This window comes from Nocardia wallacei (genome assembly GCF_029868745.1).
GTDB classification, from domain to species: Bacteria; Actinomycetota; Actinomycetes; order Mycobacteriales; family Mycobacteriaceae; genus Nocardia; species Nocardia wallacei_B.
In genome coordinates this window covers 25,679-36,974 of record NZ_JARWOP010000367.1, presented here as the reverse complement: position 1 = coordinate 36,974, position 11,296 = coordinate 25,679, and the positions used below count along the sequence as shown (strand labels likewise).

General features: G+C 65.2%; 12 protein-coding genes, 1 pseudogene and 1 other annotated feature. Of the genes and pseudogenes, 5 read left to right on the top strand and 8 right to left on the bottom strand.

What is annotated here, in order from left to right; translation table 11 throughout:
* Nucleotides 1-352: 352 nt before the first annotated feature.
* The 5 genes and pseudogenes from QH470_RS34510 to QH470_RS34490 all read right to left on the bottom strand — a co-directional run bounded on the left by QH470_RS34510 (nt 353) and on the right by QH470_RS34490 (nt 3,634).
* Entirely contained in the window at nt 353-553 is a 201-nt protein-coding gene (locus QH470_RS34510) for a hypothetical protein (protein WP_280276584.1), read from the bottom strand.
* Nucleotides 554-935: 382 nt separating this feature from the next.
* Complete coding sequence (locus QH470_RS34505; protein WP_280276583.1) at nt 936-1,265, bottom strand: integrase core domain-containing protein; 330 nt, start codon at nt 1,263-1,265, stop codon at nt 936-938.
* Nucleotides 1,246-2,644: pseudogene (locus QH470_RS34500) on the bottom strand (IS30 family transposase). Before QH470_RS34500 ends, QH470_RS34505 begins: the two are co-directional and overlap by 20 nt.
* Nucleotides 2,566-3,249 carry an IS3 family transposase gene (locus QH470_RS34495; RefSeq protein ID WP_280276586.1) on the bottom strand — a complete coding sequence of 228 codons (684 nt, stop codon included), beginning with the start codon at nt 3,247-3,249 and terminating at the stop codon, nt 2,566-2,568. The pseudogene QH470_RS34500 and the gene QH470_RS34495 overlap by 79 nt, the downstream one beginning before the upstream one ends.
* Nucleotides 3,140-3,634, bottom strand: a complete 495-nt coding sequence (locus tag QH470_RS34490) for a transposase (RefSeq protein WP_280276582.1) — start codon at nt 3,632-3,634, stop codon at nt 3,140-3,142. Before QH470_RS34490 ends, QH470_RS34495 begins: the two co-directional genes overlap by 110 nt.
* Nucleotides 3,220-3,348: a sequence feature (AL1L pseudoknot), on the bottom strand. (Overlaps the previous gene by 129 nt.)
* A gap of 55 nt (nt 3,635-3,689) precedes the next feature.
* On the opposite strand from QH470_RS34490, the gene QH470_RS34485 reads away from it, so the two are divergent.
* Nucleotides 3,690-3,953 carry a hypothetical protein gene (locus QH470_RS34485; RefSeq protein ID WP_280276581.1) on the top strand — a complete coding sequence of 88 codons (264 nt, stop codon included), beginning with the start codon at nt 3,690-3,692 and terminating at the stop codon, nt 3,951-3,953.
* A 386-nt stretch (nt 3,954-4,339) separates the two neighbouring features.
* On the opposite strand, the gene QH470_RS34480 is transcribed toward QH470_RS34485, so the two are convergent.
* Genes QH470_RS34480 through QH470_RS34470 form a run of 3 tightly spaced genes read right to left on the bottom strand, consistent with a single transcriptional unit; the run spans nt 4,340 to nt 7,144 of the window.
* Nucleotides 4,340-5,371 carry a beta-ketoacyl-[acyl-carrier-protein] synthase family protein gene (locus tag QH470_RS34480; RefSeq protein WP_280276580.1) on the bottom strand — a complete coding sequence of 344 codons (1,032 nt, stop codon included), beginning with the start codon at nt 5,369-5,371 and terminating at the stop codon, nt 4,340-4,342.
* A gap of 4 nt (nt 5,372-5,375) precedes the next feature.
* Nucleotides 5,376-6,581: an FAD-dependent monooxygenase gene (locus tag QH470_RS34475; RefSeq protein WP_280276579.1), complete on the bottom strand. Its 1,206-nt coding sequence runs from the start codon at nt 6,579-6,581 to the stop codon at nt 5,376-5,378.
* Nucleotides 6,578-7,144, bottom strand: coding sequence for a carboxymuconolactone decarboxylase family protein (locus QH470_RS34470; protein ID WP_280276578.1), 567 nt, complete (start codon nt 7,142-7,144; stop codon nt 6,578-6,580). The genes QH470_RS34475 and QH470_RS34470 overlap by 4 nt, the downstream gene beginning before the upstream one ends.
* Before the next feature lie 718 nt (nt 7,145-7,862).
* Between QH470_RS34470 and QH470_RS34465 the strand changes: the two genes are divergently transcribed.
* From QH470_RS34465 to QH470_RS34445, 4 genes are all read left to right on the top strand, one after another.
* Nucleotides 7,863-8,390, top strand: coding sequence for an NsdA family TPR-like regulatory protein (locus QH470_RS34465; RefSeq protein WP_280276577.1), 528 nt, complete (start codon nt 7,863-7,865; stop codon nt 8,388-8,390).
* Between the two features lie 402 nt (nt 8,391-8,792).
* Nucleotides 8,793-9,131 (top strand): helix-turn-helix domain-containing protein, encoded by a 339-nt coding sequence (locus tag QH470_RS34460; RefSeq protein ID WP_425302833.1) that lies wholly within the window; start codon nt 8,793-8,795, stop codon nt 9,129-9,131.
* Nucleotides 9,132-9,212: 81 nt separating this feature from the next.
* Nucleotides 9,213-9,947, top strand: coding sequence for a hypothetical protein (locus QH470_RS38455; RefSeq protein WP_483243958.1), 735 nt, complete (start codon nt 9,213-9,215; stop codon nt 9,945-9,947).
* 155 nt (nt 9,948-10,102) lie between these two features.
* A complete protein-coding gene (locus tag QH470_RS34445; protein ID WP_280276574.1) occupies nt 10,103-11,257 on the top strand; it encodes a terpene synthase family protein in 1,155 nt (384 codons plus the stop codon).
* The last annotated feature ends 39 nt before the right edge of the window (nt 11,258-11,296 follow it).

Here is an 11,296-nt window from a genome sequence, read left to right as displayed (position 1 = left end):
GGATGCCCTGTTCGCCACGCTCGCCCTCGCGGTGGCACGGTGGCGCGGCGCCCCGCGCCCCCAGTGCCCCGGCGGGGCTAAGGTGGGGGCCCCGGGTGCGGCAGGGCCCCCCCCCCCCCCCGGGGGGGGGGGGGCCCGGGTTGGTACTCCGGGAAGTGCCGTACCGCAGGCTCGATACCACGGCCACACCGCGTCGTGGGCACGATTCGAGTGACGGGCTGGTCACTCGAATGGTCTTGTCCTGCCTCTGTTTCCCGTCGGCATCAATACCTGTTCGCGACAGGACGTTTCAGGGATGGTACGAATATTGCGGACACCGGTTACGGGGCCCTTGAGCGGTGTGGGCTGTCGTTCATCGGTCTGTGGACGGTATGGCGGCTGCCGCGAGTACAGCGAGTGCGGCGATCGTGGCGGAGACCATGAACGCGGCGGTGTGGCCGGATTCGGTCGGCGGATGGGTTGGGCTGGCGGAATTGGCGACGATGACCACGGCGAGTTGGGCGCCGAGGGCGCCGCCGAGCGTGCGCAGGATCGTGTTGATACCGGTGGCCACGCCTGTCTGGTCCGGGCGTACGGCGCCGACTACGAGGTTGCCGAGCGAGGCGAACGCGAACCCGTACGCGCCGCCCAGAACCGCGACGGCTGTGTAGATGTACCAGGGTTGCCGGTGGAAGACACACCGAGCCCGGCGAGCGCCGGACCAGTCAGGATGGCTCCGATGAAAAACGTTGTGCGGCTGGAGGTTCGCGCGGATATCGACCCTGTCAGAGGTGCAGATATCAGCATGCACGCCGCCACCGGCACCATGAACTGCCCGGTCTCGCCGGCGGTAGCGCCGAACCCGTAACCGGCCCGCTGTGGGGTCTGGACGAACGGCGGGATCAACGTCACAGCGGCGAACATGAACCGTCACGAGTAAGGGACCGGCTTCGGATTCAGACCAGCGCCGGTCGGCGTGGCGATTGTTGAGAGTAGTACGCGGCTTCGTATTCGGCCGGACTCAGGTAGCCCAGCCGCGAATGCAGGCGAGCGTTGTTGTACCAGTCGGCCCATTCCATGAGGGCGAACTCGACCTCGGTGATTGTCTTGAAGGGGCCGTGCCGGTTGACGACCTCGGTCTTGAACAAGCCGATGATCGATTCGGCCAGGGCGTTGTCGTAGGCATCACCAACCGATCCAATAGACGCTGAGAGTCCTTGCAGAGCAAGGGATTCAGTAAACTTGACCGATGTGTATTGGCCGGATTCAACTGATCGTCGCAACACAATGCTTTTGATGCGAGTTTAGCTGGGCGGCAATAGCTTCAGCAGGAGTCCGCCAGCCGAGCGTCTTGCGGGGTCGCGTGTTGAGGGAGTGTGCGACCGCGGCGAGATCGTCGATGGAGTGTCGGCTGAGGTCTGTTCCCTTCGGGAAGTATTGGCGGAGAAGGCCGTTCGTGTTCTCATTGGTGCCTCGTTGCCAGGGGCTGTGCGGTTTGGCGAAGAAGATCGGCACTCCGGTGTCGGCGCGCAGCCGGGCGTGCTGGGACATCTCCGAGCCCTGGTCCCAGGTCAGAGATCGGCGCAGCGTCGGATGCAGCTCCGCGAAGGTTTCGGCAAGGGCTTGGCGGACCGCGTCGGCGCCGTGTCCGGCCAGGGGCGGGCCGTTCTTCGTGCGTGGCTGGGTGCCGTGGCCGTTCATGCGAGGCAGATGCAGCAGCAGGGTGAACCGGGTGGCGCGGTCGACGATGGTGCCGATCGCGGAGCTGTCGGCACCGAGAATCAGGTCTCCTTCCCAGTGCCCGGCGACGCGGCGGCTGTTGGCCTCGGCGGGACGCCTGTCGATCAGGATGTCGGGGTTGACGAATTTCTTGCCGCGCCCGCGGGTGCGGGCGCGCGGGACCCGCCGCGCCCGCCCGGTCCGCAGACATGCGGTCGCGTCGCGAGCCAGCCCGCCGCGATCGGCGACATAGAGAGACTGGTAGATCGCCTCGTGCGAGATCCGCATCGAATCATCCTCCGGGAAGTCGGTTTTCAGCCTGTTGGAGATCTGCTCCGGGCTCCAGGAACTTGCCCACCGGCGATCTTTGCGAGGACCGTGGCGGCGGCCGATCCACGCCACGGCCGGGCCCGGCACGGTGGTCCCATCCGGGCCGGTGACGATCCCCGACAGCCGTTCCTGGACGTATTCGCGCAGCCGATCGTTCGCGGCCAGCTTGGCCGGTCCGGGGCCGGCACGCGCGCCGCTGCGCGTGCCATTGGGCGGTCGACGCTCGGTAATGCAGGTACCCACTGCGGGTCGCGGCGTTGCGCCGCAGCTCTCGCGAGACCGTCGACGGCGAACGACCGATCCGCCGTGCGATCTCGCGCACGCCGAGACCCTGGGCGCGCAGCAGCGCAATCTCCTCACGCTCCTGCAACGACAGGTAGCGGCCCGAGAGTGGGTCCATGTTGATCGACGGCATTCCGCCAGCTTCGCGGAACAATCGCGATCCCACCGCCGATGAGAAACCCGCCTGCACCGCTGCATCCTCACTGGGCATCCCTACGGCGATGTTCCGCCAAAACTGTTGCCGCTGCTCGCGACTCAAACTCGACGGTCGTCCCGGCGACCGCATCTTCGGTCGCGTCGCCCGATCAGAGGCCCGCTGCCTCGGCACACCCATCGCAACTCCTCATCCACGAGATGTTGCGACGACCGCTTGAACCTGAGTTGTGACCCGGCGTCGCTGTAGTGGATCAGTCCGGGCTCGATCGGGTGCCCGTAATGATCACGCTGCCACACGGCCATGTTGAGCGCCTTGGACACCAGCGAGGTCGTTTTCGTGGCGGCCGTGGTCCAGCCGACGATCGCCCGGGAGTAGGCGTCGAACACGAACGCCACATACGCCCATCCGGTCCAGGTCGACACGTAGGTGAAATCGGCGACCCACACCAGATTCGGTGCGGCGGCGGTGAAGTCGCGATTGAGCTTGTCACCAGCGCGGATCCCGTCTTTGGCGGGGACCGTGGTGCGCAGCTTGCGGCCCCGCACGATCCCGTTCATGCCGAGCTCGCGCATGATCCGGTCCACGGTACAGAACGCGACATCATGGCCGCGGCGGCGCAGGAAGCGGGTCATTTTCCGGCGGCCATACATCTGCTCCGGCTGACCCGCCAGATCACGTAATGCGTTCTCCACGTGAGCATCTGCGATATCGCGCGCCGACGGTGGTCGATGTCGCGCCTTGCGATAGGCCCTGGGCGCGATCTGGATACCCTGCGCGGTCAGCGCACGGCAGATCGACTCGACGCCGAAGACCTGGCGGTATTCGTCGATGAACCCGACGATCAGCGGTGTCGCGGGTCGAGTTCCCGCGCGAAAAAGCCGAGGCCGCCTTCAGGATCTCGTTGGCCTGCTTGAGATCTCGGACCTCTTTACGCAGCCGCGCCAACTCCTCCCGCTCGGCCGCCGACAACCCTGCACCGGCCTTGCCGGCCGGCGGCGCACCCTGCGCGAGCGCCTTCTTCACCCACACTCGCAACGTCTCGTAATGCACGTCCACCAGCGGGCCGATCGCGCGGGCGGCGGCATACGGGGATTCGAACTCATCGAGGCGCTCGAGGACCAGACGGACGGCCTTCTCGCGAACCTCGGGCGGGTAACGCTTCGTCATGATGGGAACCATCTTCCACTAGGAAGAAGCGGCCCCCAACCCGTGACGGTTCAAGTTGACCGGCACGCCTCCGCAGATCGGGTGGGCCAACACCATCCGCGCTGAGAAGATGCGCGACTACGAAGCCGCCGCGCCGAGCATGTCGGCGGCCGATCAAGTCCGGTTCCGGGAGGTCATGCTGCGCCAGACCAAGGCCGGGGCGTGGATCGACAACCGGTCGCACCCGTGGCAGACGATGCTCGTCCTCAACTTCACTCCTGAGGAACTCGCCGAGCTGCGGGCGAAGGTCGACAGTTCCTCCAACCCGAGCGACTCGTAACCCCGGCCAGCCGCCGGTCTCTCCGGGGTCCGGCTTGTCTTCCGGCGGTGGTCATTTCCGCGTGCATCCCAACGACCAAGTCGACGGACTTCTCCGGCCCGCCAGTTCGTATTCGCGTTGAGAATCGCTGCGGCGCTTCGCGTCCGGATGGGCATCAATGTCTCATTGTGGTCGCGGCGCAGATTATCGAGCCAGTCCGGAATGTGGGCGTTGCTCAGTCGGATGGTGACGATCTTGTCCTGCAACCCACGGCAATCGGCGGTTATGACCGCGACAGGATCTGCCATCGCTCGGACGTACGTACGCCGACGTGGTCCGGTTCATCGAGACCCGTTGTGGCTGCCCGTTCGTCCACGGGGTCATGCATGCTCGCGCGCGGTGTGGGGTCAGTTGGTGTGCCAGTGGCAGCGGCAGGCGATGAGGGTGAGGCCGGGGCCGACGCCGAAGATGAGGCCGTCCCCGGAGTTCGTGGGTGGGTCTGTGAAGAAGCGGGCGGCGACGTCGAGGACGGAGGCTGCGCCGGCGTTGCCGAGATCGCGGAGGCTGTGCTGGGAGAGCTGGAGTAGACGGGGGTCGAGGGCTTTCCCGAGGGTGTCGAGGATGCGTGGTCCGCCGGGATGGCTGATGACGAATTCTGGTGTGGCGCCGAACCATTCGACGAGCGCTGGCAGTGCGTCGGTGAGGGTGTCGTAGAGAGCTGGGGAGTTGAACAGGTGCCAGCCGTCGGTGCGGGTCGCGGTGCCGACGATGTCGCTGGTACCGGGCGCGGTGTGCTCCCAGGTCTCGGTGATCGATAGCCGGGGTGCGTCGGAGGTGTCGGTGCGGACGACGCAGGCGGCCGCGGCGTCGGAGATCAGTCCGCGGAAGATCATGGTGTCGGTGCCGGTGTCGTCGGGGTGGATGTAGGGGTAGAAGACGTCGGCGCAGACGATGAGGACGTGTTCGCCGGGTGCCGATGCCGCGAGCTGGCTGGCTCGGGCGATGGCGAATGCACCACCGGCACAGCCCATTTGAGTGACCGGCAAGCGGCGTGTGTGTTCCGGGAGGCCGAGACGGTCGATGAGCGCGACGTCGATGCCTGGGATGGTGTGCCCGCCGGCGCCGGCGTAGATCAACCATCCGACGTCGCGGCTCGAGACACCCGCGGCGTGGAGAGCGCCCCGGGCTGCGGTCTCGCTGAGGGCGAGCGCGTCCTCGTGATGGCGGCGGACCCGGTCGTCGTGACGGCCGTTGGTGTCGGAGAGTTCGATCAGTGGGCGGCTGACCCAGTGGTTGTCCACCCCGGTTCGCCTCATGAGAGCTAATGCTCGATCCAGGCGCGGGTGATCGGTATATCTGTGGCGGAAGTGGGTGATCAGTTCGTCGGTCGAGACGCGGTGGGGTGGGAGCGCGACGGTGGGCGGGCTCAGGCTCGGCATGTGGTCAAACCTCGCTTACTGAGGTGTCGGTGTAGAGATAGTGGGTGGTGCCGTCGAGGGTGTGCTGGGTGAAGGCGTGCATCGTCGCCGCGTTCATGTCACTCCAGTGCGGTGGTGTTTCGATCTGATCGCGGCCGATGCGGCGGCCGAGGAGGGTCAGCCGGTTTCCGGCCGGGCAGCGTTGCCGGTCGTAGAAGGCCAGGGCGGCCGTCGGCGAGCTGGTGACACGTAATGCTTCATGGAAGCATCGTGCGTCGTCGAGTGCTTTGACCGCTCCGCTGGCGGTGTGTGGTCGGGCCAGGGCGCCGGCGTCGCCGGCGAGGACGAACGGTCCACGAGTGTATTGCGTGGTGGTGAGGTCGAAAATCGGATGTATCGCAACGGTGCGAGTCGCTGCGATCAGTTCGGCCCATCGTGGCGGGAGTGTTTCGGCGGCAAGGCGTTCGACGAAGCTGGTGAGTTCGGGGTCTGTGCCGTCCGGTTCGAAGCGGGCAGCGCTGACAGGTGTCGGCGGGTACGCGTACAGGGCCCAATTCAAGTTTCGGCCGCCCCTGCCGTCGGGAATCAGGTAGAACACGGCCTGGCCGTGTGGAAACACGACGGTGACATAGGCATTATCGAGTTCGGGAACCGGGTGCGGTACAGCAGATTCCGGGTATGTCCCGCGCCACAACACGTAGTCGACGGGTTGCGGTGCGGTGCCGGGGACCACGGCAGGCCGTACGGTGGAACGGTAGCCGTCGGCTCCGATCACGAGGTCGAACTGCTCGGTGACCTTGTTGCCGTAAACGATTGCCGCACAGCCGTCGTCGGTTGTCTCGATGTCCGTGACCCAGGTTCCGGCGCGGTAGTCGACCTCGGTGATGGCTGCGCGCAGTGTCTGCCACAGGATTGCCCAATTGCACAACGCGACCGGGCTCGGCTGGTGCCACAGCACCTGTTCCGCACCGGTGGATCGAGGGTTGCGAACGATCCAGATTCGCTGCGTCACGGGATGGTTCGGCATTGCCGGGTCCAGGAATCCGGACTCGGCGAGCGCTCTGATCGTGGTGGGTGGCATGGCGATCCCGTATCCGCGTTCCTGTAGCCGGTGCGTGCTGCGTTCGGCGACGACGACCGAAGCACCGGCGCGGTGAGCCGCCAGGGCCATCGCGCAACCGGCCACGCTGCCACCGAGCACCGCGATCCGTAGCGCCGGGCGCGGCGTCATCGTGCCGCCTGCCGGGATCGGGCTCGCCAGGCGGACGTGAGTTGCTCACCGGCGGCGTCGATTTCGGGGTCGGTGGAATTGATGACGGTAGTGAACATGCGCACGATCCCGACGACGTAGAGGGCCTCGATCGCACGGCGGACCCCGAAATGGGCAACCAGATCGGCCATGGTGTCGGCATCGCAGCCGGTGGAGCGCAGGCAGGCGGTTCCGGCGCGGATGAGGGCAGCGTCGGCGGTATCCGGCCAGGGCGAGGGATCCTTGCCGCTCAGCCGGTCCAGATCGGCGTCCCCGACTCCGGCCGCGGTGGCTTGAGGAAGGTGCTGGATCCACTCGTAGTCGCAGTGCGTTTCGTGGGAAACGAGCATGACCAGAAGTTCTCGATGTCTCGCGGACAGGTCGAGCGTCGTCATCATGCGTGCCGCGAGTTCCAGCAAGGTAGGAGTGAGCGATGCTGCATGGGCCGTGAGCCGCACGATGTTGATGACCGCGGGGAAGTCGGCAAGTGCCGCCGCGGTTTCGGGATTGTCGGATAGGTTGTCTGGGTACGGCATGCGTGCCATAGGCATGAGATCCCTCTCTGTTCATGCGTAACCGGTTGCAGAAGAAGGTGTTCCGACTCGGAGTGGGCTGCTCGGACAGGGGTTCACACCGCCGGGCACGGGCGAGGACCGTTTCGGCCACATCGCGCTTCGGCCACATCGGTGTCGAAAAGTGCTGCTATCTGCGATATTTCGTCGCACCGTCCTTGACTCTCACCTCGGTAACCACCAACCACATCGGTCCGGGACGAGATGGATGGAGATATCGACTCTCAGGATCGGCGGTCGGCAGCCCGAGGAGAACCCGGCTACACGCATGATCGTCATGCGCCGCCTGCATAACCTTTCGGCCCTCTGCACGACTCGGTCGTGTCTCTCAATGACCTGAGCCATCCGACGATGCGGGCCAGCGTGAACCGTCGACTTATCTAGTGGCGACGGTTCGTGGTCGGGGTCAGCTGCTCCGTAGCGTGCCGCAGGAGGCCGGGGTATCGGGTACGTCGCGAACGACGCAATGCCGGACCGTGACGGCGGCGTAGAAGGCCTGTCCGGCAACGGGTGTCGTTCCACCGCTCGCCCGAGCCCCTACTTGTCCAGGACGGTACCACCGCGCATTACGCCGTGTACGGCCGGCCGCATCGGGGTCCTCAGCTGTCAGTGGCGGCCTGGCGGACCGACGAGATGCGTAAAGCGCTGCCGAGCAAGGACATCGGCGTCGTGCTGCGTGCGTGGCGACACCATGAAGACCATGGAAGCCGACCCGTTCCGCAGGCGATGCTCGCCGCTCGACCTGGCCCGGGCAGCACTGCAAGCTCCGGTGGATCTGTCGCACTGGCACCGTGGGATGGCGCAGTGTCAATTCGCCTGCGGCTATGCCCGTCTCGGTAACGTCGAGGACTGCCGCAGCGCCCTCGACCGGGCGGCTCGGCACGCCACGCGACCCGGTGAAGCCGCCGAGCCCGCCCAACACTGCACACCCGACCATGTCGCCATGGAAGCGGCGGGCTGCCTGGTCGATATCGGATATCCCGAAAAGGCAATAGACGCTCTGGAACCCCGATTGCCGCACCGGCGACCGGAAGACCGGCGCGACCTCGGCCGGAGCCTGGCAATCCTGGCCATCGCACTGGCAGCCACCGGCGAACCCGACCGGGCGGTCGAGGCCGCAGCGCACGCCCTGGTCATCGTCGCCGAAACCCATTCCACGCGAACCGAAACCCAGCTCTACCGACTGATCCGGCAACTCCACGCCATGCGGAGCGCATGACCACGCAGCCGAACTTCGCATCACATTGCACAGGGCCCTCTAGTCCTACACGAGACGTGGCGGACCGCGATTCCGCTTACGTCGAGGTGGGGTAAATGGTGTCGCGGCGTAGGTAAGCAGCCGGTCGGTATCCTTCTAATTTCGAGGGTATTGCCGGATATGCGTCCTGCGCATACTCCTATCTGTTATGTAAAGCGATAGATGTGAAGACCGGTTGGCGCGCACAACGATACTTCACCCCGTGCTGCCTGTGGACGCTCCGGGCCGGGAATCCCACGACTGCCAGCAGAGGCATGGCGGAGCGGCGAGATTCGTCATGCGTTGCGTGACAAAGACATCGGCGGTGTCATGCGGGCGTGGCGACGCCACGCCTCACACGGATCCCGCCCCGTCCCGCAAACTGTGCTCGCGCACGAGTTCGGCATCACGCAAAGCCAACTCAGCCGCATCGAGAACGGCCGCCACCGCATTCGCGATCTGGACAAACTCACACACTACGCCCGCACACTCGGCGTGCCGGCTGAACTGTTGTGGTTCGAACTCGACGAACCGGTACCGCGTCTGCCGGTCGCCGAGCCGCTGCAACTTCGCAACGGCACCGAAATACCCGCCGTCACTTCGGTCGCGGAGCCCGGCTGTCCGATTCGCTATTGGCGACTCTCGACGAATATGTGCTCGCAGACCGGCTTGCTGGCTCGCGTGCGTTACTGCCGATCGTCACCCAGCAGACGAAGTTCATGACCACCTTCAACGCACCGGACAGGCCGGTACCCGTGCGGAACTGAGAGGTGTAAAGGCCCGTTTCGACGAGACCTCGGCTGGCTGCATCAGGATGCCGGAAACCTCCCCGACGCCGCCCGATGGACAGCGCGCGCCGCGCGTCTCGCTCAGAAGACTCGCGACCATCACCTGCTGTCGTATGTCCGTGCGCGACAAAGCAGTCTCGCCGCCGACGCCGACAACGGCCACGCTGCGGTAGACCTTGCTCGCTCGGCGCTGGGTGCGGCGGCGGAACTGGCACACCCGCAGCGCGCGATGGCGTTGTGTCAACTCGCCCGCGGACATGCCCGGCTCGGCAACACCGACGACTGCATCCGGGCACTCGACCACGCGATCCATCATGCAAGACATCCGGATAACGGCAGCGGGAACCTCGCCTGTCACTGCACAACCGAATACATCACCATAGAAGCGGCAGACTGTCTCATCCAGCTGGACCGCCGGCGGAGGCCATCGATATCCTCGAGCCCCGGCTGCCCGACTGGGCCCCGGAAGATCGCCGCGACCTCGGCCGCAGCCTGGCCCTGCTGGCCGTCGCGCTGGCGCGGACCGACGAACTCGACCCCGCCCTCGAGGTCGCCGACCACGCCTTGGCCATCACCGCCGAAATCCGCTCGGCCCGAATCGAACGCGAGCTGTATCGTCTCATACGACAACTCCACCTCCTCGGGGGAACGGATAAAGCAGCCGAACTCCGGACCGCGGTTCACAACGCGCTCTGAGTCCGCCCGTCGTCCTGCCCGGTCCACAGGTCACCCAAGATTGGTTCAGTATTGACCGGCTGGCATCACCGGAAATTCGGATCGCGGCGCATTGATCGCCCGATATGCGCGAGGGGAATTATCCGTATGCGCAAGCCGGTCTCGGATCGTGTAGCTGCCGGGCGATAATGGACTCGACGAACATGTGAGGTCGCGTATTTCGGTTCACGTGTGGCAATCCTGCAAAAAGATGTGGCCGATGAGAGGGGCCGTATGACCGATCAGCCCATCGCGCAGCGATCACTTTCGATTCCTCCAGGCACTCGTCAACATCTACCTTTACGACTGCACCAGCAGTCGGGCCGAACTCCTCACGCTCAGCGGGGGATGTCCGAGTCGCAATTGTACGACATCTTCGACGACTTTCCTCGGCCGAAATATCCCTTCCCTGACATCATCCCGGACTACCTCGAACAGCTGCGTGTGGAAGCGGATCGGTGGATCGACGAGGACTGCTTGTTCAACGGTCCCGCCGACAGGACGCGGCACAAACGTCATCGTTTCACCGACCTGTCCGCGTGCTCGATGCCGTATCTCACCTACGCCGAACAGCTGCCGCCCAGCCGCTATACCTGCTTCGGTGCCATCCTCGACGACTACCTCGACCACACCGGCCGCAACGAGACGCTCGCTGTCGGCGACCGGATCCGCGACTGCCTCCGTGGCCGCGTCACCCCCGGGCCGGACGAGCACGGTTTCTATCGCCAGTTCCGTTTCGTCTACGACGACGCCCGCGCAGCCGAAGTGCCCGAAAGTATCTACGACCGTTTTGTCACCGCCATCGATCACCTCGTCACCGCGTACGCGGACGAGAAGAAATGGAAAGAAACCGACACCCCGCCGCCGCTGCCTGTCTACACCACTTTGCGCATCCGCACCGCCGGCGTCATCCCTTACTGCGAATACACCGCCCTCCAACACGACTACCGCAACCTGCCCGAGTCCGTCCTTACCCACCCGCACATCCGGCGCCTGCACGAACTCGTGAGCGAATTGGTCGGTCTGCACAACGACTTCTACTCGTTTCCCCGCGAACTCACCCGCCACGGAGACGTCATCAACATTGTCGCCGTACTCGCCCGCGAACACTCGATCTGCTACGAAGACGCCTGGTATGCCGCGATGGAGTTACACAACTCCGTACTACGGGAATTCGTTGTCCTGCAACAGAACCTGCCCGACTTCGGTCCGTGGCAGGACACCACCGAACGCTATGTCACAGCATTGAGCATCAACATTCAAGGCTGTAACACCTGGCATCAGCGGACCAGTCGACGTTACACCCCCGGAGCCTACGTCGAGCCGGTCGATAACCGACCACCATAGGGCCGCCGCACGGAAAGGTGACATTGATCCGACTTGCCG

Bases quoted from the DNA above. Each gene is read 5' to 3' on its own strand.
- QH470_RS34475 (WP_280276579.1), bottom strand. From the start codon at position 6,581: ATGACGCCGCGCCCGGCGCTACGGATCGCGGTGCTCGGTGGCAGCGTG.
- QH470_RS34490 (WP_280276582.1), bottom strand. From the start codon at position 3,634: ATGACGAAGCGTTACCCGCCCGAGGTTCGCGAGAAGGCCGTCCGTCTG.
- QH470_RS34470 (WP_280276578.1), bottom strand. From the start codon at position 7,144: ATGGCACGCATGCCGTACCCAGACAACCTATCCGACAATCCCGAAACC.
- QH470_RS34465 (WP_280276577.1), top strand. From the start codon at position 7,863: ATGAAGACCATGGAAGCCGACCCGTTCCGCAGGCGATGCTCGCCGCTC.
- QH470_RS34480 (WP_280276580.1), bottom strand. From the start codon at position 5,371: ATGCCGAGCCTGAGCCCGCCCACCGTCGCGCTCCCACCCCACCGCGTC.